Below are 21,158 nucleotides of genomic sequence, written 5' to 3' on the forward strand. Positions count from 1 at the left end.
CTCAATCTTGCTAGGGCTATTCAATCAGCATTTCAACGCCATAGACTTTGCGAAATAGGTTGGTTTTGCGATTAGCATCCCAAATTTCAATCGAAGCGTCGCCAACCGCCTGCACCTTCACCCGCACCTGATTTTTCTCAATTTTGCAGAGCACACTTTGCACAACTTGGCTCTTGGAGCGTTCTAAATATTCGGCAATGCGCAGCAGCGCACTCAATTTGCCCACCCGCTCAAGATCGCCTTCAGCCAAAACTCCACCCAAGCCTGCATCGGTCACGCCGCCTTTGCGATGATGGCGAGTGAGCAAAGCAACCATGGCCATTTCACGATGGGTATAGCCATTTAGCATCGAGTTGAGAATTAAATATAAGCCATGTTTATGATGATCGTAAAAATTGACTGCCACGCCAATATCATGCACCACCGTCGCAGCTTCGAGCAACTCCCGTTCCCACGCTCCATAGCCATGCAAACTTTGGAGTTGATCAAACAAGGCTAGGCTTAATTCACGCACTTTGGCGACATGCACCACATTGTAGCCATAAATTCGCGCCAAATTTTCAACTGAAAACTGGCGTACATCACCAAGCAAGGGTGGTTGCGAGCCACGCAGAAATTGCTCGTAGAAGATGCCATCACGCAAACCATGGCCGCAAATCCACAAGCTATCAGCGCCACAACGTTGCATCAACGCTCGAATCAACAATACGCCAGCCGTAATCACGTCAGCGCGATCATTGTTGAGGCCATCGAGTTGCTCACGCTCGTTGCGATTGAGTTTGCTGAGGCGAGTGGCCCATTCATCGACTCGTTGCAACGACATCGTGTAGCCATGGACAATATCGAGTGGATAGCGCTGAGCACGCTGTTCGAGTTTGGCCAAGTTGCGCACCGTGCCGCCAACTCCAATTAACGGCAATTTGCTACCTTGCGGTCGAAACCAATCAAGTTCGGCTAATGCTTCATCTAGGTGACGATCGAGAGCTTTGAGTTCGGCTTTGGTCGGGGTTTCGCTGCGCAAAATTTGCTCGGTGAGCCGGACTGTACCAAGCGGCAATGATGTGGTATGCGCTAAGCCACGGCCTCGGACTAAGGCCAATTCGACGCTGCCGCCGCCAATATCAAACATAAAGCCGTTGCTGACTCCAAGCGTATTAATCATCCCGAGGTAGCTGTAGTAGGCTTCTTCATCGCCGCTGAGCACGCGTAAATCGAGGCCAGTTTCTTCTTTAACTTGGGCCAAAAAGCTAGCTTGATTGGCGGCATCGCGCACAGCACTGGTTGCCACCGCCACAACTTCGTTGACCCCTAAGGCACGGCAAAAATTGCTAAACATGCGCAGGGTTTCAATTGCCATGGCAACTGGCTCAGCTTGCAACTGGTTATCAGCGCCAACATTATGCGCCAAACGCACATTTTCTTTAACTTCTTCGACTAGTTTGAAGGAGTGATAGGGCTGGTATTGCACCACGATCATACGGGCGGTATTGGAGCCAAGGTCAATAATTCCAACGTGTTGGGTCATATAATTCTCCTCAACAACGTGTAGCAGGTCGCCCGCCAGCATAAATTTTAATAATAGACTTGGACGGTCGTGCCAACACTAGCCCAGTTGTAGAGCCATGCGGCAGCATCAAGTGGTAAGTTGACACAGCCATGGCTAATCCGCGTACCACTGCCAAATAAGTTGTGCCAGTAGGTTCCATGCAGCGCCACGCTGCCATTGAAGTACATAGCATGAGGCACATTTGGCACGACCCAAGTTTCGCCACCAAGTGAGCCACGCATGGTTTGCAAGGGCACTTTGGCATAAATTTCATAGCTACCAGTTGGGGTATTAAAGCCGTCTTTGCCAGTTGCAACAGGCGCATCAAACACGACTGTGCCATTTTCGTAGGCATACAGCCATTGCTTGCTAATATCAACTTCGATGCGTTTGCCAACGTTGGGATTGGCTGGCTTGGGCGTGGCAGTCGGCACAGGTTGGCTGGTTGGTTGGGCGGGTGCGGCGGTTGGCGGCACTTGGGTTGGCTCGGCAACTGGTTGCGGGGCAGCAGTTTGCACCGGAGCAGGCGCAACGGGATCAAATTCAAATAAATAGGGCTGCTCGTAGCTCATTCCTTCAACTAAGCCACGGGCGGCAGCAACTTCTTGGCCCAGCGGCGCTAGCTCAATCTCCTCAGGCGTGCCTGCCAACAAGGGATGCTCAATCATCAAGGCGCGTTCAAAATATTGAACCTTGAAACGTCCAGTTGGCCGCGCTTCAAATTGAGCTGGGCTAATTGGCAAGCCGAAAATTGCCACCCCACCGTTGGTTTCCCAAAATGTGCGGAAACTACCAGTTAGATCGTAGTTCGCGCCTTCGGGGCGTAAGCTTGCAGCGGCTAAACGTGGTTGTGGGCCAAAATCGCGCCATTCGGTACGTTCACGTCCAACTAAGCCCAAGCCAACACTATCAGTTTGCGGATCATACTCGAAGCGAGCGTTTTCAAAATACTGCACAACCAGCGCATCTTGCTCTAAGGGATCGGTAATTGGTTGACCAAAAATCAACTCGCCGCCATTGGTTTGCCAAAACGACGCAAACCCATAGGTATCGGTGAGCGCAGGGGTCACTGCTTGGGAGGTGCGAAAAGCCCAAAAACATAAACCAAGAACCAGAGTCAACCAGATGATCCGCCGCATAGCTGTATTCTCCGACTGATACCTGAGGCTAGAAGCAAGGTGCGGCTTCATCGTAGCAGTGCAATGAGCCGCTGTCAATTCACGTTGGTGGAAAGGTGAGGCGTTTACTCGGGCACAATATCGGCCAGCGAGGTTACGGTGATCGTGCCGCCAGCAATATCAATTGAGCGAACGACCGTGCGCACCATCGGCACCAAAATATCGGCTTGGCCTAATTTGCGTACCACTAACACATCGTTTGCGCCAGTTTCAATAATTTCAACTGCTCGCCCAATGTCTTCGCCAGCCTCGGTTTGTACTTGCAAACCAACCAAATCGTGCAAGAAATATTCATCATTGGCCAAGGGTGCGGCATCGCTACGATGAATATAAACTTCGAGGCCTTGCATGGCTTCGGCAGCCTCGCGGGTTTCAACTTCATTCAGCCGCAATAGATAGAGGCTGCCTTTGTGTTGGTGCAGGCGGCCAATCGTATAGGGCTTGGAGAGATCGCCTACAAACAATTGTTTAAGTTTTTGAATATGTTCGGGGTGCGATGAGATCATTGAAATCTTCAACTCGCCGCGCACGCCAAACGCCGCTGAAATACGGCCAACTAACAAGAAATCATCTGGATTTGGAGCTGTCACGAATTAACCTCTAGGTGGACCCGTTTGTTTTGGCGAGCGCCAACGATGCCCAATACGTCGCGAATGGCTTTGACCACACGCCCATTGCGCCCGATGACTTTCCCAGCTTCGCTTTGGGGAATGCGCAGATCGAGGGTAATGCTGTGGTGACCAGTGCGTTTGCTAATTTTAATCTCGTCGGTATCGATCAGGCCTTCGACGATATATTTCAATAAATCTTCCATAGCTGCATCCTTGGGCAATAGGCGGGTGCGAGGCAAGTGGCCTCACACCCGATTCGCGAGCTTACTCGGCGCTTTTTTGACCAGGAGCGCGGAAGCCAGCGGCTTCGGCACTTTCCACGGTGTCGAACCACAATTCAGCCACGGTTGAATTGTAGTAGCGGCTACCAGGAACGTGGTACAACATTGAGTTTTGGTTGCCTTTGATGGCGTAGCCTTCGGGGGCGCTGCCATCAGCCAATGGGCGCACGCTACCAGCAAATTCGCCAGCTTCGGCTTCGGCCTTGACTGGCGCAACTACGGCTACTGGCGCAACTGCTGCTTTGCTAACAGCTTTTTTGGCCTTCTTGACTGGAGCTTCAATCTTGGCTGGAGCTTCGCCAATCAATTTGCCTTCAGCATCGACCACACCCAAGTTTTTCAACAAGCGCACTACGGTATCTGATGGTTGTGCACCAACGCTCAGCCAATAGCGAGCGCGATCTTCCTTGATGAACACAACTTTTGGTTGGGCTTGAGGATTGTAGTGGCCAATTGTTTCGATAAACTTGCCATCGCGTGGGGCATGGGAATCTGCAATAACAACACGATAAGCGGGCTTGTGTTTCATGCCCATCCGGCGCAGACGAATACGAACCATTCGAGTGTTTCCTCCAAAAGTGGCGAGTGGCTATAGGCTTAATGCTATAGGCTATCCACTAAGCAATAATTAATTAGGTGCTATAACCTACGCACTGTAGCCTATAGCCTCGGTTTATTTGAACATGCGCATCAGGTCGCGCGGGTTTTGGCCGCCCTTGCTGAAGCGTTTCATCATGCGTTGCATTTCGCGGAACTGTTTAACCAATGCGTTAACATCTTCGATGCGCGTACCGCTACCCAATGAGATCCGGCGCTTGCGGCTAGGATCTTTGAGCAAGTCGGGGTTACGGCGCTCTTTGATCGTCATCGATTGAATAATTGCTTCGATCCGTTTCATTTCGCGATCATCAAGGGCATCATCAAGCTCTTTCATTTGGCGCATTTGCTTGCCAAGTCCAGGAATCATGCCCAAGATTTGTTGGATTGGACCAAGTTTACGCATGGAATTCATTGCGCCAAGGAAATCTTCAAAGTCGAAGGTGCCTTTGCGCATCTTCTTTTGCATTTTCTTGGCTTCATCTTTATCGTAAACTTGCTCGGCTCGCTCGATCAGGGTCATCACATCGCCCATGCCCAAAATCCGTTGGGCTAGACGATCGGGGTGGAATGGTTCGATGGCATCGGTTTTTTCACCCGTCCCAAGGAACTTAATTGGCACACCAGTGACTTCGCGCATCGAGAGCGCCGCCCCACCACGGGCATCGCCGTCGATCTTGGTCATAATCAAACCAGTCAATGGCACTTTGGCATGGAAGGCTTCGGCCACTTTGACTGATTCTTGACCGATCATGGCATCGACGACCAACATAATTTCAGTTGGGCCGATGCGTTCGACGACTTGTTGTAATTCAGTCATCAAGCGTTCGTCGATTTGCAAGCGTCCGGCAGTATCGACGATCACAAAGTTGTTGCCATTGATTCGCGCTTGCCGCAAGGCGTGCTCAGCGATATCTGGCGGTGCAACCTCAGTGCCTTCGCTATAAACCGGAATATTCAATTGCTTGCCGAGCGTTTCCAACTGCTTGATCGCGGCAGGTCGGTAGATGTCGGCGGCAACCAACAATGGCGTTTTGCCTTTTTTGCGCATATACAGCGCCAACTTGGCAGCCATGGTTGTTTTACCAGCACCTTGTAACCCGACCAACATCACAATCGTCGGTTGCTCGCGGTTTTTCGATTCGTTGATCGGCACATTGGCATCACCAAGCAAGTGCACCAGCTCGTCGTGGACGATTTTGATCACTTGTTGACCAGGAGTCAAACTCTTGGTGACTTCTTCGCCAATCGCTTGTTCGCGCACCCGCGCCACAAAATCTTTGACGACTTTGAAGTTAACGTCTGCTTCCAACAAGGCCAAACGCACTTCGCGCAAGCCCGCATCAACATCAGATTCGGTTAGGCGGCCTTTGCTGCCCAACCGGTTGAAAACATCGGTTAAGCGGTCGGATAGATTCTCAAACATCATACACCTCACCGCAACAGAAAAAACTGGCAGAAACTTGGCACGCCCTAGCGTGGAGAGTTTCCTGTCAGCATTTTGTCGCATTGTAGTTGATTACACACGGCCTGTCAAACTGCCTTCTTTGGGGGTATTTTTCAACTCGCTGGCTCTAGTGTAGCACACAAAAAGCCTATTAGCGTGTATCATAGCGGCGTTTACTACGATTTGTCGCAAGGAGTTCGCGATGAAAAGCGCACAACTGAGTGCTATCGGCTGGACGCTATTACGAGTCGTTGTCGGCATGGTCTTCGTGATCCATGGATGGTCGAAAGTTACAATGATTGGCGGGGTGGCTGCCACCTTTGGCAATGAGTATCAGCTACCAATTCCGGCGGTATTGGCTTGGTTGGTCGCGACTGTCGAATTTTTGGGCGGCTTGGCATTAACCGCTGGGGTTTATAGCCGTTGGGCCGCGCTTTTGCTAGGTTGTGTGATGTTGGGCGCGATCAAAGTCCATTGGGGCAGTTTCTTTTATTATGCCAATGGCATGGAATACGATCTGGTTTTGCTAACCGTCTGTACTGTCATTTGTTTGAATGGCGGTGGCCCTTATTCAGTTGATACCATGATCATCAACAAACCACCAGCCAAAAAACCAGCCTAAACCCTTGCATTCCAATCAGCAATCAAAGATAATAGCACATCTGAACTAGCGGCTGGCAGGTTGTAGGAGCGTTGAACAATGCCTGATGGTAAAACTCATGATATGTTGACGGTCTTTACGGGCATTGTTGGCATTCCGATTATTTGGCGGATTGTACCAAATAGCGATTTATTAGGCGCATTTGTTTGGGCCGGAAGCCATATTGTTTCGGGCATGGCCTTCTCGCCCGATTTGGATTTGGCTTCCGAACCCTATAACCGTTGGGGGCCGTTGCGCTTTATTTGGTGGCCGTATCGTGAGCTTGTGCCGCATCGTGCTGGGATTTCGCATAGCCTCGTGTTTGGCCCATTATTTCGGCTTGGTTATTTTTTGGTGATGGTCTGGCTCTCATTTTATTTGGGCATGACCTTAATCAATAGCTTCACGCCAGTTGATACTGCCACCATCAGCGCCGCCTTTATTGCCGATCTCAAAGCGCTGTGGTATAGCGATCGCCAACTAATCGTCTATTCTTTGGTTGGTTTTGTGACAGGCGGGGCGGTGCATTCAATTGCCGATTGGCTGATTGAAGGCCGCGAGCCATATCATAAATCGCTGTTGATGCCTTGGCGCAAACGTCGCCGCAAGCGCCGCCGTGACGACGATTGGGGCTGGTAATTTAGCCCAACCATGTGCCAACTTGGCCATCACCACGACTGCCCAGCAAGAGTTCGGGCGGAACCGGGCGTTGCTGCCAAAAGCGATTCCAATTGGCAATCGCATTCATTTTATACGCCCCAATGCCTGCAAATAAAATTAATGCTGGGATGATAAAGTATTGACTCCACACGATCGAAATGTAGCCTAATCCGAAGGCAAAAGCATACGAAAGCCCTTGAATTGAAGCGAGCGGTAGTTCGCCAATGATAACCGCCATAATCACAATAAATGAGAGAATAAAGCCCAACCCGCCCATCATAATTGTAGCAAAACGCCCAAGGGTATAGCTAGCTCGAAACCAGGCATCAAGCATCGAAATTTGTTTGCCCGGCTTGGGTGGGGCTGGCAAGAGGCCAATTTTGCTGCGCTCAATCGAAAAGAGCGTATTCGTGCCGCGTGGTACAACCGGAACCCAAGCCATGGTTGGCGGTGAGTCGGTCAAGGCTAGCAACAACGGCGACCCCATAATATTCAGCCCAACATTATTAACCGGTTGGGTAAAATTGTGGGGTAACACTGGCCAACCCACAAATGGCACTGCCAGTAGTAATTGTTCGGGCACTTCAACGGTTTGGAAATCTTTTTCGCGGATTGCCTTCAACGCTCCGCTAACTGGGCGACGTAATTGCGGCTGACCTGTTGGCCCCCATGCAATCATCCATGGGCCTAGGGTGCGATAGCCATGAACTTTCAGCCATTGCTCAGCTGCCGCCATGACTGGTCCAACATAGCCTGTTGGCAATGGCGCAATTAATTCTTGGTGGGCTGGTAATACATGCAACTGCAAGGCCATCGCCTCGGGCAATTGTTGGGCGATTAACTGTTCAATAGGAAAATCATTGCTCACGCTGTTTCTCCGACTCTAGCTCAATGATCAAAAGGGGTGGCGTTGGGGTCGTTGCCCAAAAACGGTTCCATGCCTGAATTGCACTGCGGCGTTGTCGCCAAATCACCACTCCCAATAGCATACTGCCAATCATACCAAACCAGCGCAGGGCTGTGAAGATCTCAAAGCTTTTGAGCAGCAGAATTTGTGGCTCGGCTCCCAACCACCATTGAATCATCGCCCATGGCATGCTGAGCAACAGAATAATGATCATCGCCGCCAGTTGTAAACGTAAAAATGGCGGCCAAGTATGCTGCCATTGATCACGCCAAGTCAACTGTTGCCCAAGCTCCGGCACTGGGCGCTGCCAGCCAAGTTTGCGCACCCACCAACTATGCCGAGGCCATAACGCCCGTGCTCCCAACGGCAAAACTGGAATGTAGGCTTGCACCCGTGGCTCAACTCCAACCAAGGGCAAAACTGGAATCAACGGCGCAGCCAGTGGCTCCAGCCCTTGCTCCTGCAGTTGATCATAAATCCCTGCCAGGTTGTAGCGCTGTTGGTCATCAATTGCTAAACTGACTTCAGCCACCAAACGGGCTTCGATTTGCTGCACCCGATATTCTGGCCCCAACTTGGGATCAAACACATGAGCAATCGGCTGATAGAGCACGCGCTGAGCATAGGAGTCCCAGGTTTGCAAGGCTGGGCCAAGCGCCGTATAGCCTTGTAAGCGCAATGCCTGGCGCATTTGGTCGGCTTGTTCAAGCACGTGTTGCAGCTCAACCCGCCGCAAAACGCTATCGTGTTGTTCCAATAAAAACAATCGCAGCATAACGCTCAATTTCTTGGCCTAAAAGATTTGTAGTTTGCTGCATGTAGTATAGCAACGATAGGCCGACTGTTGATCAATTTGCTTAAATTCAGCATATTTGTGCTAAAAATATTCGACATTATGGCTATTTCGCGGTATAATAGAGGAAGCTTAACTTTAGGGATTTAGCGCTTACGCAAGGGATAAAATTCATGGAAATAGGGATTGTCAAGCCTGTTGCGATTGTTGACGAGATGCGTACCGCCTATCTCGATTATGCAATGAGTGTGATTGTATCGCGGGCCTTACCTGATGCTCGCGATGGCCTCAAACCGGTGCAGCGGCGGATTTTATATGCAATGTTCCGCGAAGGACTATTGCACAATGTGCGCTATTCCAAATGCGCTGGGGTGGTCGGCGAAGTGCTCAAGAAGTATCACCCTCACGGTGATGCTTCGGTTTACGATGCCCTCGTGCGCCTCGCCCAACCATGGAATATGCGCTATCCGCTCGTCGATGGCCAAGGGAATTTTGGCTGTTTCACTGGCGATACCAAAATCAAGCTGCTTGATGGCACTGAAAAAAGCTTTGAAGAACTCGCTCAACTCCCATATGACGAGATTTTCTATGTATATTCAGTTGATCAGCAAGGCAAGATTGTTGTTGGTGAAGGCCGATCATCACGGATTACTCTCCGCCAAGCTCAGTTGGTTGAATTGACTTTCGATGATGGCTCAGTGGTGCGTTGTACTCCTGATCACAAATTTATGTTACGTGATCAAACGTGGAAAGAAGCTCAACATTTAACCATCGACGACAGCTTGATGGCTGGCTATTTTGATCGCCATAATCCGTCACTGGTTTTGCAACCCCAAACTGGTACATTCGAAAATCTCAATTTGCCCCAAATTAGCAACGCCGAATCCTCAACAAATATCTGGAATAGCGCCAATCAAGCTATGGTGCAACACGCTTCACGATTGCTTGCTCAATTTGGGCAGGCGGGATTGAATGCAACACTGTATGATGCGCAACGGGCTGAAACGATTCCTAGCAGCGCGAAAGCAATCCAAGCCTTTGGCTCGTTTGAGCAATTGGTGCAAACTGCATCAACCTATAACCATCGGGTGGTTGGATTACGCTGGTTAGATGAGACGGCAGATGTTTATGATATTACGGTCAATGAATATCATAACTTTATGCTTGCCAACGGCTGTGTTGTGCATAACTCGGTTGATGGCGACGCAGCGGCGGCCTACCGATACACTGAAGCGCGGCTCAAAGAAATTGCCGAGGAATTGTTGCGCGATATCGACCGCGATACGGTGAATTTCGGCCCCAACTTCGATGGCGGCTATCAAGAGCCATTGGTGTTGCCAGCCCGCTTGCCCAACTTGCTGCTCAATGGTTCAGCCGGGATCGCGGTTGGGATGGCTACTAATATTCCACCACATAACCTTGGTGAGCTGTGCGATGGCATCGGCTACTTGGTTGACAATCCCGATGCGACGGTTGAAGATTTGATCAAGTTCATCCCCGGCCCCGACTTCCCAACCGGCGGCTCGATTTTGGGCACTGAAGGGATTATCAGCGCCTATTCGAGTGGCCGTGGCCGGATTTTGATTCGGGCCAAAGCCCATATCGAAGAAGCTGCTCGCGGTGCGTTCCATATCGTCGTGACCGAATTGCCCTATCAAGTTAACAAAGCCCGTTTGATCGAACGGATTGCTGAGTTAGTCAAAGATAAACGGATCGAAGGGATTCGCGATGTGCGCGATGAATCCGACCGCTCGGGGATTCGCATGGTGATTATTTTGAAACAAGATGCTCAGCCCAAGAAGGTGCTGAATCATCTATTCAAATATACCAGCATGCAAACCACCTTCGGCGCAAATATGTTGGCCTTGGTCGAAGATGGCAAGCAGCCGCGCACGCTGTCGCTCAAAAAAGCCTTGCAAGAATATATCGAGCATCGCCAAATTGTAATTCGGCGGCGTACCGAGCATGATCTAGCCAAAGCCAAAGCACGGGCGCATATTCTCGAAGGCTTGAAAATTGCCCTCGATCAGCTTGATGAGGTGATTGCCACGATTCGGGCTAGCCGCACTGCTGAAACTGCTCGTAGCAACTTGATGAAAAACTTCAAGCTCAGCGAATTACAATCGCAAGCGATCTTGGAAATGCAATTGCGGCGCTTGGCTGGCCTCGAACGCAAAAAAATCGAGGATGAATATAAAGAAGTCTTGGGGACGATTGCCGACCTTGAAGATATTTTGTCTAAGCCCGAACGGGTTTTCAAAATTATCAAGGACGATGTGGCCGAACTCAAAGAAAAATATGGTGATGTACGGCGCTCACGGATCATTGCCGATGCCACTGGCGATATCAGCACCGAAGATCTAATTCCCGACATGAATGTGTTGGTAACCGTGACTGATCGTGGCTACATCAAGAAATTGCCTGGCGATACCTATCGTGTGCAAAATCGCGGTGGCCGTGGCATTAAGGGCATGACCACCAAAGAAGATGATGTGGTGGCACACCTTTTGATGTGTAACACCCTGAACGATCTTTTATTCTTTACCAACCGTGGCAAAGTCTATCAACTCAAAGTTCACGAAGTTCCCGATGCCAGCCGTACTGCCAAAGGCCTGCCGTTGGTCAACTTGATCTCACTCGAACCAGGCGAATTGGTGACATCATTGATAGCCGTGCCCGATTTCGACGATGGCGAATATTTGGTGATGACCACTGTCAAAGGTCGAATCAAGCGTACCAAGTTGAGCGAATATAGCTCAGTGCGCTCGAATGGCTTGATCGCGATCGGGCTTGATACTGGCGACGAACTGCGCTGGGTCAAAACCAGCAATGGCGATGAAGATATTTTGATGACCACTCAACATGGTCAAACTATCCGCTTCAGTCAAGCCGAAGTACGTCCGATGGGTCGGCCAGCTAGCGGCGTGATTGGCATCAAAATGTCAGCCAAAGATCAAGTGGTCGGGATGGATTTGGTGCGGCCAGATTCACAACTTTTGGTGATTACCTCGCACGGCATGGGCAAGCGCACCGACCTCGAAGACTATCCAGTCAAGGGGCGGGCAACCCAAGGCGTGATTACCATGCGGCTCAAGCCAGGCGATGAAATTGCCGCCGCCTTGGTATTGACTGATAGCGACATTGTGACCACAATTACTCGCAATGGTGTCGTGATGCGGACTCGTGCCGACAAGATTTCCAAGTATGGGCGCACAACTCAAGGTGTAACCGTAATCAATCTTGATAAGAAAGATTTGGTCGCAGCAGTTTCGGCTGAACCCCCAGTCGATGACAAGAGCGACGATTCAGATGCCAACGATAGCCCTGGCACGGTAACCCTCACAGCTTAAGCTTTTTAAGCAAATTAATGCTAAAAACCCGTTGCATACCCGATATGCAAGGGGTTTTTAGCGGTTAAACTACGTTCAGCTATATACCTAGATCCACTCTTTTTTAGACAAAATTAATCTAGCTATTCATGGAAACTGTGATATAATCGGGGAAACATAACATAAGAACAGCAATTTTCTACCTCAAAATCTCATCCAACTACCACTACCACTGTCCGCTGTCGGCTGATCTATTGACCCAGAAAGCGAAGGAACGGAAGATACACCAACAGGCCGTGGAGCCTGTAAACCGCCATGATAGCGGGGTCTCTTTTCCGCGCAGTCAAAGAGGATTGCAAGGAGGCGAGCATGATCTCTTCAAGCGTGTATATGTTGCTTGAACAAGCGATCGATACTCCCGAAAAACTGCATTGTGTCATGCTATTTGCACAACGAACAGTTAATCAAGGCACTGCTACTCACATCGCTCGCCAGCTAGGGCGCGATATATGGAGTATTGAGCGAGCACTCAAAGAACTCAGTGAGGCAGGCATTCTTTCCATCGCCGGAGAAGGCAAATCGTCGTACTACGACTATCAACCGCGTTCGTATGTGGTTAATGCGTTGGAATTGTTAGTTCAAACCTACAACGACCCCATTTTGCGCAGCGAAATCTGCGATTATGTGCGCGAGCTAGCTAGCTACGCGCCCTATCGCGCTCACTTCCACACGGTTTTGGCAATCTAAATTACCTGCGCCTGCTCAGAATCTCCCGAGAGGAGAGAGTGGCGCAAGGGCTACAATTGTTCTAACTCAACCATGATTAAATCCATCGCAAGCCCCAACATTTGCTGGCGGCTGGTATACTAGCGCCGAAAGCGAATTAAGCTAGCGAGGTAGCATTGTGGAATGTTTAGTGCTCAATGGCGAGCAGTTAACAGTTGATAGTTTGGTGGCTGCCGCTCGTAATCCGGCAATTAAGGTCGAATTAGCACCCGAAGCAATTGAACGAATGCACTATTCTCGCGCCGCCGTCGAGCGGTTTGTGGCCGAGGGTCGCGTGGTTTATGGGATTACCACCGGCTTTGGTCATTTTCAAAATCGCACAATCGATCGCGACCATGTGCGCGAGTTGCAACGCAATATTATTATGAGCCATTCCACTGGCACGGGCACGCCGTTGCGCCGCGACCAAGTACGTGCGATGTTGATAGTGCGGGTCAATACCTTGGCTAAAGGCTTTTCAGGGATTCGCCCGCTGGTTGCCCAAGCTTTGCTTGATCTGCTCAACGCCGATATTTTGCCAATTATTCCTTGCCAAGGCTCGCTTGGAGCCAGCGGCGATTTGGCTCCCTTGGCTCATGCCTGCTTAATTTTGCTTGGCTTGGGTGAGGCGGTTGCTCCAGGTCAATCGCCAGTTCATGGTCAACGCCTGAGCGGAGCCGAGGTATTAGCTCGATTAAATCAAGAACCTTTAGTTTTAGAGGCTAAAGAGGGCTTGGCATTAACCAATGGCACGGCGCTGTTGAGTGGCTTAGCGGCCTTGGCAATCTATGATGCTGAACAATTGTGTCGTAGTGCCGAAACCATTGCCGCCTTGTCGATGGAAGCTTTGGCGGCTTTGCCAGCAGCCTTCGATCAACGGTTGCATGCAATTCGTCCGCATCCACGTCAGCTTGATAGTGCGCGGAGCATTCGTCAACTGTTGCAAGGCAGCAGCTTTGTTTACCCCAACCAAGCCGCTGATCCGACGATTTATGGGCCGCATAAAGTCCAAGATGCCTACTCGTTGCGCTGTGTGCCGCAAGTCCATGGGGCAATTCGTGATGCCGCTTGTTATGGGCGTTGGGCCACCGAGATTGAACTCAACAGCGCCACCGATAACCCCTTAATTGTTCCAGTTGATCCTGAGCAGCCCCATGGCGAATATGAGGCAATTTCGGGTGGCAACTTTCATGGTGAACCATTAGCGCTAGCAATGGATTTTCTAAAAGTGGCCTTGAGCGAATTGGGCAACATCAGCGAGCGCCGCACCGCCCGCTTGGTTGATGCAGGCTTGAATGGCAATTTATTAGCGCCATTTTTAACCGAACAAGGTGGTTTGCACTCCGGTATGATGTTGATTCAATATACTGCTGTGGCCTTGGCGAGCGAAAATAAAGTGCTTGTACACCCCGCTGCTGCTGATACGATTCCTACTTCAGGTAACCAAGAAGATCATGTCAGTCTGGGGCCGACCGCCGCCCGTCAGGCAGCCGAGATGCTCGATAATGTGGTGGGCATTTTGGCTTGCGAAGCCTTGTGTGCCGCCCAAGCAATTGATTTACGTTGGCGCAAACACGAGCATTTGCAACTTGGTCAAGGCACTGCACCTGCCCATCAAGCAATTCGCCAAGTTGTACCATTTCTAACTGAAGATACGGTGATGTACCCACATATTGAAGGCCTGAAACGATTGATTCAAGCAGGCAAATTGGCCTTAGCCGAATGATTTGGTAACTATCAGGGAGTTTAACCACGAAGGACACGAAGCGCACGAAGATAAGGTTAGAGGCTGAAGGTTATGGGCTATCGGAACATCTTTTGGGAGTTCAAAAGATCCCATCGCCTTCAGTCAATAGAACATAACCTAATCACTGCGGGGTTCAATTTTTGGGTTTCTGCCTTCTGGCTTTTGATTTTTGACTTTATCCTTCATCCTTTGCTATGCGCTTCTTGCCCAAACCACAAAATTCATTGATAATACGGACTAGTAACGCGACCTAGAGTAGTTGCAGCGATGAAAGGATGACGGCGATGAGCCAAAACCGCTTTCGTCCCTATGACCGTCCAGATGACGAAACCAGCCCAACCGCCCCTACCCGTCGGATCGACCAAGCCGAGTTACGCAAAGATGATCAGTCGTGGCAAGGTATGGTCAACAACGATTGGCGCTCGGATCGCCGCCGCGTCAATACCAGCCGCACCAGCCCAATCGATACCTTTAATACCCAAGGGGTTGCCTCTTGGCTCAGTAAAGGTGGCTATCGCTATGTTGTAATTGCCACAGTTGTGGTGATTGTGCTGATCATTTTCATCTTGTATTCGAATCGCCCTGGTCAAACTGATGATCCCAATGGCAATAATACAGGATTGAATCTCCCCAACCAACCAACTGCTGAAATTATCGTTGGGCCATCACCCACTCCTGAGGGCTTGATTCCCACCGATAATACCCAAATTCCCAGTGAAGGCCCAATTTTTGCGGTAACTGGCACTGGCAGCGATGGCTTGTTCCTGCGTGATCAGCCAGGTGGCAATATCGTTAAAACCATGCCCGAAGGAACTCAGTTAACCAAACTGAGTGAGCAAGATATCAATGGAATCCTGTGGTATCAAGTTCGCGAGGTCGAGACCCAGATCGAGGGGTGGTGTTCAGCTCAATTTTTGGTGCCAGCTCAATAATTTCGGTGCTAAAAACACGAACGGCACGAGGCAATTGATCGTTGCAACTCGTGCCGTTCTACTGGTCTGGCGGGTCGTTATCGTTAGACATACATCCTCCTAGATTAAATAGCGAATCAAGATTGTGGCCAAACCAAGCAGGCAGCTATAGCCAGTTACATCGGTCACGGTAGTCACAATCACGCCAGAAGCCAAAGCTGGGTCAACTCGAAAGAGCTTGAGGGTCAATGGCACGACGGTTCCAGCAATTGCCGCCGATACCAAATTTAGCAACATCGCACAGCCTGCAACTACCCCTAACATTGGCTTCCCTTGCCATAACCAACCCAACAAACCAATTGCACTGCCAAATGCCACTCCGTTGATTGCGCCAATGCCGACTTCGCGACCTAATGCGCGGAAGCCTTGGCCAGTTGCCACCTCACCCAAAGCGATCGAACGCACAATCAAGGTCAACGTTTGAATTCCGGCGTTGCCACCCATGCCAGCAATAATTGGCATAAATGGCACTAATGCGGTTACTTTTTCGACCGTGCCATCGAATTGGCTTACCACCCAAGCGGCCAAAATTGCGGTGGGCAAATTGATAAACAGCCAAAACAAACGCCGCCGCGATGAACGAAATAATGAATCTTCAACATCTTCATCTTGTGGCAAGTTGGCCAAGCGATACATATCCTCGGTGGCTTCTTCCTCGATTACGTCGATAATATCATCGGCAGTGACCGCCCCAACAATCCGCCGTTGCGCATCAACCACTGGCAAGGCCAACAAGTCGTAACGCGCCAACAAACGGGCACATTCTTCTTGGTCGGTTTCAACACTGGCGGTAATGACATTGCGATCCATAATCTCGCTAAGCAAGGTTTGGGCTGGAGCCATCACCAACGAGCGTAAACTGACGACACCAACTAAGCCATCATTGGCATCAACCACATACAAATAGTAGACCGATTCGTCTTCTGGCTGCAAACCACGCAATAAATCGATCGCTTGCTGGGCGTTTAATCGATCGCGTAGGGTCACGACATGCGAGGTCATCAAGCCGCCAGCGCTCTCCTCGTCGTGCTCCATCAATTGGCGTACATCGTCGGAATCTTCGGGGTCCATGGCGGCGAGGGTGGCGGCAATTTGCGCTGGCTCAAGCTCAACCAACACATCAGCTGCATCATCTGGCTCCATCTGCTCAAGCAAATCGGAGAGTTGATCGCTGGTGAGGGTTTCGGCCAGTTCCACTTGCGAATCGGTATCAAGCTCAATTAAAACATCTGCGCCATGTTCGAGGTTGAGGCGAGCAAACACCTCATACAATTCATCAGATTCGAGTTCATCGAGGATGGCGGCAGCATCAGCCGGATGCAGGCTGGCCACCAATAGGGTTGCTTGGTCAATTGAACCAGCGTCGAGCGCAGCCCGCACGTCGTCTAAGGCTGGCCGAATATCGAGGATTTTGGTCATCGGACACCTCCATGTGGCAAACACACAACGAGCGGGAATTCCCGCTCACTGGTCTAGCCAATCAGAGGTAATTCCGCTTGCTCTGTGTCATCTTCGGTTGTAGAACCATCTATACTCATACCTCGGCAGTATACCATGGGTTAATTACCTTCCAAGTCTGGCTTGGCCTAGCTGGCATGCTCCCCAGATGGGTTATGACTTTGGTACTGTCTTAAGCACGCGGATGTACTACGTGACATAGTGTACAATAGGCCATAGTAATTAAAACAATTAAACAATAGTTGCAATGATGTATGCCAAAACTGGAATTAAAGCCGATTTTCAGGCCCGAACCAGTGGCATGAAGTCTGCTTTAGCAAGTTGTGTTGGGCCAACCAAGCACAATCTTCGCTTGCGTGGTAGGCTACAATACAGCCAAGAGAAGGGTAACGACCGCCGCTGGAATAGCATAGACAAGCCGAAAATCAACCTGTTATAATAGGCCATAACGGTGTTTACTAATCGCACAAAACGACCTGGACGCGACATGACCAAGCGACGATCCGTGCTACGGATCTCCTCGCGGCAACGAACTCACTTTCAAGCCAATCCTTGGCGAATTCGGCGCATGATCACCGAGTTGCATGCGCTGCACGAGATTCGCCACGCGATTAACCAGGCCTTGGAATTGGATACGGTGCTAGAGGAGATTTATAGTCAAACATCGCGATTAATGGATACCCGCCAATTTTACTTGGCGTTATACTCGCCTGAACAAGAATTGATCGAGTTTGCCTTGGCAGTTGAAAATGGCCAGCGCGTCTCTTGGCCGGCCCGCCCTTATGCCAATGGCTTAACCGAATGGATTTTGCAGCATCGCCGCCCCCTGCGGATCAACGCCCATAACCTTGATCCTGCGGTTGCACCGATTATCGTTGGGCAACCTGTCCAATCATTTTTAGGGGTTCCAATTGTGCTTGGTGAGCAGGTTCTCGGGGTTATGAGTGTACAATCGGTCGAACGAGCCGAGGCCTATTCTGCCCATGATGAACAAATTTTGACCATGATCGCCGATCAGGCTGCTGTCGCGATTGCCCATGCCAAGCGCTTTGCAGCGGTTGATCAACAGTTGCAAGTCCGCGTCGCCCAACTTGAAACCCTCGAAGCGACCATCCGCGATTTAAATGAAACCCTTGATGTCGATACGATTCTCAATCGCTTACTTGACCGTATCCAGCCCATTATGCATGCTGATGCTGGGATGGTGTGTTTGCTCGATACCGAACAGCAACGCTTATATATCCGGGCAATTCAGGGCTACCCATCTGAAGTTCGGCGCTTCCAATTTGAGGGCTGGCCAATTGATCGTGGGATTGCTGGCTTAGTTGCTCGTACAGGCCAACCTGACTGGACTGCTGATATTCGTAATTCAAGTTACTATGTTAATTCGCGGCCAACCACATTAAGCCAAATGACGGTGCCAATTGTGCATAGTGGCAAAGTTCTAGGCGTAATGATTCTCGAAAGTGATCGAGTTGGTACATTTAATGATGATACGACGCGCTTTGTAAGCCAAATTGCTGATCATGCGGCGCTTTCAATTCATAATGCCCATATTCATCAGCAAGCAGTTGAACAACAAGCATTGTTGGCTCAACGTTCACAACAACTTAATGAAGTGCTTCGGATCAGTCAAGCATTAAGCGCCAACCTTAATTTAAATGATCTACTACCCGAAATTGTTCGAGCGATTCAAGCAAGTTTGGGTTTTAATATTGCCTTACTGAGTTTAGTTGATCAAGAACGCCCGACCTTTATGCGCCGCCGTGCAGTGGTTGGCGTGCCTGATGAGCGCTGGTTTGAATTACGCGATCAATTAGTGCCAATTGAATGGTATCGTAGCGTGATGCGCGAAGAATTTCGAATTAGCCGCTCGTATTATATTCCGCATAGCCATACCAGTTATACCGCCATTTGGGGCAGCAATACCGATACCTATCGGCCTGATTTAGGCGAACGTCGGCCATATGAATGGCATCAAGATGATGCATTGTTTGTACCGTTGTACGATTCTGATAATAATTTAATTAGTATTCTCTCAGTCGATGATCCACGTGATCGGCGGAAACCATCGTTTGAATCGGTGCAGGTATTAGAAATTTTTGCCACTCAAGCAGCAATCGCAATTGAAAATGCCCATTTATATACAATTACTCAACAATTAGCAATAACCGATGGCTTAACTGGCTTGTTCAATCAACGCCATTTTATGACGATGCTTGATCGTGAAGTGGCATTGGCCTATCGCTACAACTATCCATTATCATTATTGGCTTTAGATATTGATTATTTCAAGCAATATAATGATAACTATGGCCACTTGGTTGGCAATGTGCTGCTGCGCGATTTTGCACGGCTTATTTGCGAAAATGTGCGTGATGTTGATATTGTTTCGCGCAACGGCGGCGAAGAATTTACGATCATTTTGCCTAAAACTGACCAAGCAGGTGCAGTGTTGTTAGCCGAACGGCTGCGAATTCGCACTGCCGAACATCTTTTTGGCCAAGGCCATATTACGGTCAGCATCGGCGTTGCCACCCTCAACAACAATTGGGATGCCCATACGTTGCACGATCAAGCTGACCAAGCGCTGTATCGGGCCAAAAATTCTGGGCGTAATCTGGTTATCAGCGTCCCTTAATCGTCAGGTTTTTTGCGGTCGTGCTAGAATGGCAAGAGCAACACAACCAAGGAGTGTACTATGCCATCAACTTTGCCGATTATTGGGATACCGTGCGCAACCTATGCCCGCCCACATCCCTATCCCCTCGCTCATGGCAATAACGAAACCTATATTCGGGCAGTTGAAGTTGCAGGTGGCGTGCCGCTCTTGATTCCTTTGGTGCAGCACGAGGCCACGCTGTTAGCGGCATTTCAGGCTGTCGATGGGTTGTTATTCGCTGGCGGCGTTGATCTCGACCCAGCCTACTATAGCGAGGAGCCGCATCCAGCGCTTGGTTCAGTCAACCGCGAACAAGATCGGGTTGAGATGCAGCTTTTGGCTTGGGCCAAGCAATTTCATAAGCCAGTTTTTGCCATTTGCCGTGGCTTTCAGCTGTTGAATGTGGCCTATGGCGGCACGCTCTATCAAGATTTGCCCTCGCAGTATCAGCCAAATCTCAACCATGATGAATCGTTTACCCGCCAACAACGCGATTTGCCAGCCCACGAATTGCGCCTCGCTAATGATTCCAAATTGGCTGAGCTCCTTGGCACAACTCCCTTTGCCGTTAATACGATGCATCATCAAGGGGTCAAAGATCTGGGGACTGAACTGCAGGCAGTTGGTTGGTCGGATGATGGCTTGATTGAAGCTGTCGAAGATCCTCAACGTCCATGGGTTGTTGGCGTGCAGTGCCACCCCGAAGAGTTGGTACGCGGCGAGGATTTGCGCTGGCAGGCAATTTTTAAGGCCTTTGTTGAAGCAGCCAAAGCATCTCGCAACGAGGCGATTCAGGCATGAAACACCAGCCAATTGGCATGTTCGATTCGGGGGTTGGTGGCTTATCGACCTTGCGCGATCTGCGGACACTCTTGCCGTACGAAGATATTATTTACTACGCCGATACTGGCAATTGCCCGTATGGCGGGCGTTCGCACGTAGAAATCGTGGCCTTATCCGAGCGGGTCAGCAATATTTTGCTCGAACGCGGGGTTAAATTGATTGTGGTGGCCTGCAACACTGCGACGCTGCATGCCGTTGATTATTTGCGCGAACACTTTAGGATCAGTTTCGTCGGTATGGAGCCTGGCATCAAGCCCGCGATTGCCCAAACCAAAACTGGCGTGGTTGGTGTGATGGCAACTCAAGCCACCGTCGCAGGTGAACGATTTCAGCGCCTGATTGCCCGTTATGCAGGCGATGTCCAAGTTGTGCCGCAAGCCTGCCCAGGTTTGGTCGAATTAATCGAAGCCGGCGAGTTACAAAGTGAAACAACCCGCGAGGCCGTCGCGCGTTATGTTGCACCATTAATCAAGGCTGGTGCTGATACGATTGTGCTGGGCTGCACCCATTATCCATTTTTGCGCCCGTTGATTGCCGATGTTGCTGGGCCAAACGTTGCCTTGCTTGATACTGGTGCGGCGGTAGCTCGCCAAACCCAACGCCTGCTAGCAGCAGCCGATTTGCTCAACCCACAAACGTCGCAAGGTCGCACCGAATGGCTCACCAGTGGTGATCCAGCTCATTTTGCTAAGATTCGGCAATGTTTAGAAATCGAGTAAGCCT

Annotated in this window: 18 protein-coding genes and 1 pseudogene; 9 read left to right on the forward strand and 10 right to left on the reverse strand. The window is 50.2% G+C overall.

Annotated features, from left to right (window positions below; translation table 11 throughout):
* Window positions 1-16: 16 nt before the first annotated feature.
* The 7 genes and pseudogenes from ABEB26_RS17100 to ffh form a co-directional block, all read right to left on the reverse strand.
* Window positions 17-1,525: a Ppx/GppA phosphatase family protein gene (locus tag ABEB26_RS17100; RefSeq protein ID WP_345723253.1), complete on the reverse strand. Its 1,509-nt coding sequence runs from the start codon at window positions 1,523-1,525 to the stop codon at window positions 17-19.
* 47 nt (window positions 1,526-1,572) lie between these two features.
* Window positions 1,573-2,685, reverse strand: a complete 1,113-nt coding sequence (locus tag ABEB26_RS17105) for a L,D-transpeptidase family protein (protein WP_345723254.1) — start codon at window positions 2,683-2,685, stop codon at window positions 1,573-1,575.
* 104 nt (window positions 2,686-2,789) lie between these two features.
* Window positions 2,790-3,314 (reverse strand): ribosome maturation factor RimM, encoded by a 525-nt coding sequence (rimM, locus tag ABEB26_RS17110; RefSeq protein WP_345723255.1) that lies wholly within the window; start codon window positions 3,312-3,314, stop codon window positions 2,790-2,792.
* A complete protein-coding gene (locus ABEB26_RS17115) occupies window positions 3,311-3,538 on the reverse strand; it encodes a KH domain-containing protein (RefSeq protein ID WP_041304926.1) in 228 nt (75 codons plus the stop codon). The genes rimM and ABEB26_RS17115 overlap by 4 nt, the downstream gene beginning before the upstream one ends.
* Window positions 3,539-3,599: 61 nt before the next feature.
* A complete protein-coding gene (locus ABEB26_RS26970) occupies window positions 3,600-3,785 on the reverse strand; it encodes a sunset domain-containing protein (RefSeq protein WP_456237438.1) in 186 nt (61 codons plus the stop codon).
* A gap of 123 nt (window positions 3,786-3,908) precedes the next feature.
* Window positions 3,909-4,175: pseudogene (rpsP, locus tag ABEB26_RS17120) on the reverse strand (30S ribosomal protein S16); the annotation flags it as partial.
* A 114-nt stretch (window positions 4,176-4,289) separates the two neighbouring features.
* Window positions 4,290-5,639: a signal recognition particle protein gene (gene ffh, locus ABEB26_RS17125; protein ID WP_345723315.1), complete on the reverse strand. Its 1,350-nt coding sequence runs from the start codon at window positions 5,637-5,639 to the stop codon at window positions 4,290-4,292.
* A 223-nt stretch (window positions 5,640-5,862) separates the two neighbouring features.
* On the opposite strand from ffh, the gene ABEB26_RS17130 reads away from it, so the two are divergent.
* Window positions 5,863-6,282 carry a DoxX family protein gene (locus ABEB26_RS17130; RefSeq protein ID WP_345723256.1) on the forward strand — a complete coding sequence of 140 codons (420 nt, stop codon included), beginning with the start codon at window positions 5,863-5,865 and terminating at the stop codon, window positions 6,280-6,282.
* Between the two features lie 78 nt (window positions 6,283-6,360).
* Window positions 6,361-6,939, forward strand: a complete 579-nt coding sequence (locus ABEB26_RS17135; protein ID WP_345723257.1) for a metal-binding protein — start codon at window positions 6,361-6,363, stop codon at window positions 6,937-6,939.
* Between the two features lies 1 nt (window position 6,940).
* On the opposite strand, the gene ABEB26_RS17140 is transcribed toward ABEB26_RS17135, so the two are convergent.
* Complete coding sequence (locus ABEB26_RS17140) at window positions 6,941-7,828, reverse strand: hypothetical protein (RefSeq protein ID WP_345723258.1); 888 nt, start codon at window positions 7,826-7,828, stop codon at window positions 6,941-6,943.
* A complete protein-coding gene (locus ABEB26_RS17145; RefSeq protein WP_345723259.1) occupies window positions 7,818-8,642 on the reverse strand; it encodes a hypothetical protein in 825 nt (274 codons plus the stop codon). The genes ABEB26_RS17140 and ABEB26_RS17145 overlap by 11 nt, the downstream gene beginning before the upstream one ends.
* Before the next feature lie 191 nt (window positions 8,643-8,833).
* On the opposite strand from ABEB26_RS17145, the gene gyrA reads away from it, so the two are divergent.
* The 4 genes from gyrA (at window position 8,834) to ABEB26_RS17165 (ending at window position 15,433) form a co-directional block, all read left to right on the forward strand.
* A complete protein-coding gene (gyrA, locus tag ABEB26_RS17150; RefSeq protein WP_345723260.1) occupies window positions 8,834-12,010 on the forward strand; it encodes a DNA gyrase subunit A in 3,177 nt (1,058 codons plus the stop codon).
* Window positions 12,011-12,358: 348 nt separating this feature from the next.
* Window positions 12,359-12,736: a hypothetical protein gene (locus ABEB26_RS17155; RefSeq protein ID WP_345723261.1), complete on the forward strand. Its 378-nt coding sequence runs from the start codon at window positions 12,359-12,361 to the stop codon at window positions 12,734-12,736.
* Between the two features lie 157 nt (window positions 12,737-12,893).
* Complete coding sequence (hutH, locus tag ABEB26_RS17160) at window positions 12,894-14,480, forward strand: histidine ammonia-lyase (protein WP_345723262.1); 1,587 nt, start codon at window positions 12,894-12,896, stop codon at window positions 14,478-14,480.
* A gap of 305 nt (window positions 14,481-14,785) precedes the next feature.
* Window positions 14,786-15,433 carry an SH3 domain-containing protein gene (locus ABEB26_RS17165; RefSeq protein WP_345723263.1) on the forward strand — a complete coding sequence of 216 codons (648 nt, stop codon included), beginning with the start codon at window positions 14,786-14,788 and terminating at the stop codon, window positions 15,431-15,433.
* A gap of 99 nt (window positions 15,434-15,532) precedes the next feature.
* On the opposite strand, the gene mgtE is transcribed toward ABEB26_RS17165, so the two are convergent.
* Window positions 15,533-16,891 (reverse strand): magnesium transporter, encoded by a 1,359-nt coding sequence (gene mgtE, locus ABEB26_RS17170; protein ID WP_012191741.1) that lies wholly within the window; start codon window positions 16,889-16,891, stop codon window positions 15,533-15,535.
* Window positions 16,892-17,417: 526 nt separating this feature from the next.
* Here mgtE and ABEB26_RS17175 point away from each other — a divergent pair.
* From ABEB26_RS17175 to murI, 3 genes are read left to right on the forward strand one after another with little or no spacing between them, the layout of a single operon-like run.
* Entirely contained in the window at window positions 17,418-19,571 is a 2,154-nt protein-coding gene (locus tag ABEB26_RS17175) for a diguanylate cyclase (RefSeq protein WP_345723264.1), read from the forward strand.
* 60 nt (window positions 19,572-19,631) lie between these two features.
* Window positions 19,632-20,393 (forward strand): gamma-glutamyl-gamma-aminobutyrate hydrolase family protein, encoded by a 762-nt coding sequence (locus ABEB26_RS17180; protein ID WP_345723265.1) that lies wholly within the window; start codon window positions 19,632-19,634, stop codon window positions 20,391-20,393.
* A complete protein-coding gene (murI, locus tag ABEB26_RS17185; RefSeq protein ID WP_345723266.1) occupies window positions 20,390-21,154 on the forward strand; it encodes a glutamate racemase in 765 nt (254 codons plus the stop codon). The genes ABEB26_RS17180 and murI overlap by 4 nt, the downstream gene beginning before the upstream one ends.
* Window positions 21,155-21,158 lie beyond the last annotated feature (4 nt).

The organism is Herpetosiphon gulosus, from assembly GCF_039545135.1.
Lineage (GTDB): Bacteria > Chloroflexota > Chloroflexia > Chloroflexales > Herpetosiphonaceae > Herpetosiphon > Herpetosiphon gulosus.

What these genes read in the sequence shown, in the direction of transcription:
- ABEB26_RS17100 (WP_345723253.1), bottom strand. Translation starts at nt 1,525, where the DNA reads ATGACCCAACACGTTGGAATTATTGACCTTGGCTCCAATACCGCCCGT.
- ABEB26_RS17105 (WP_345723254.1), bottom strand. Translation starts at nt 2,685, where the DNA reads ATGCGGCGGATCATCTGGTTGACTCTGGTTCTTGGTTTATGTTTTTGG.
- ABEB26_RS17115 (WP_041304926.1), bottom strand. Translation starts at nt 3,538, where the DNA reads ATGGAAGATTTATTGAAATATATCGTCGAAGGCCTGATCGATACCGAC.
- ffh (WP_345723315.1), bottom strand. Translation starts at nt 5,639, where the DNA reads ATGTTTGAGAATCTATCCGACCGCTTAACCGATGTTTTCAACCGGTTG.
- ABEB26_RS17130 (WP_345723256.1), top strand. Translation starts at nt 5,863, where the DNA reads ATGAAAAGCGCACAACTGAGTGCTATCGGCTGGACGCTATTACGAGTC.
- ABEB26_RS17135 (WP_345723257.1), top strand. Translation starts at nt 6,361, where the DNA reads ATGCCTGATGGTAAAACTCATGATATGTTGACGGTCTTTACGGGCATT.
- ABEB26_RS17145 (WP_345723259.1), bottom strand. Translation starts at nt 8,642, where the DNA reads ATGCTGCGATTGTTTTTATTGGAACAACACGATAGCGTTTTGCGGCGG.
- gyrA (WP_345723260.1), top strand. Translation starts at nt 8,834, where the DNA reads ATGGAAATAGGGATTGTCAAGCCTGTTGCGATTGTTGACGAGATGCGT.
- ABEB26_RS17155 (WP_345723261.1), top strand. Translation starts at nt 12,359, where the DNA reads ATGATCTCTTCAAGCGTGTATATGTTGCTTGAACAAGCGATCGATACT.
- ABEB26_RS17165 (WP_345723263.1), top strand. Translation starts at nt 14,786, where the DNA reads ATGAGCCAAAACCGCTTTCGTCCCTATGACCGTCCAGATGACGAAACC.
- mgtE (WP_012191741.1), bottom strand. Translation starts at nt 16,891, where the DNA reads ATGACCAAAATCCTCGATATTCGGCCAGCCTTAGACGACGTGCGGGCT.
- ABEB26_RS17175 (WP_345723264.1), top strand. Translation starts at nt 17,418, where the DNA reads ATGACCAAGCGACGATCCGTGCTACGGATCTCCTCGCGGCAACGAACT.
- ABEB26_RS17180 (WP_345723265.1), top strand. Translation starts at nt 19,632, where the DNA reads ATGCCATCAACTTTGCCGATTATTGGGATACCGTGCGCAACCTATGCC.
- murI (WP_345723266.1), top strand. Translation starts at nt 20,390, where the DNA reads ATGAAACACCAGCCAATTGGCATGTTCGATTCGGGGGTTGGTGGCTTA.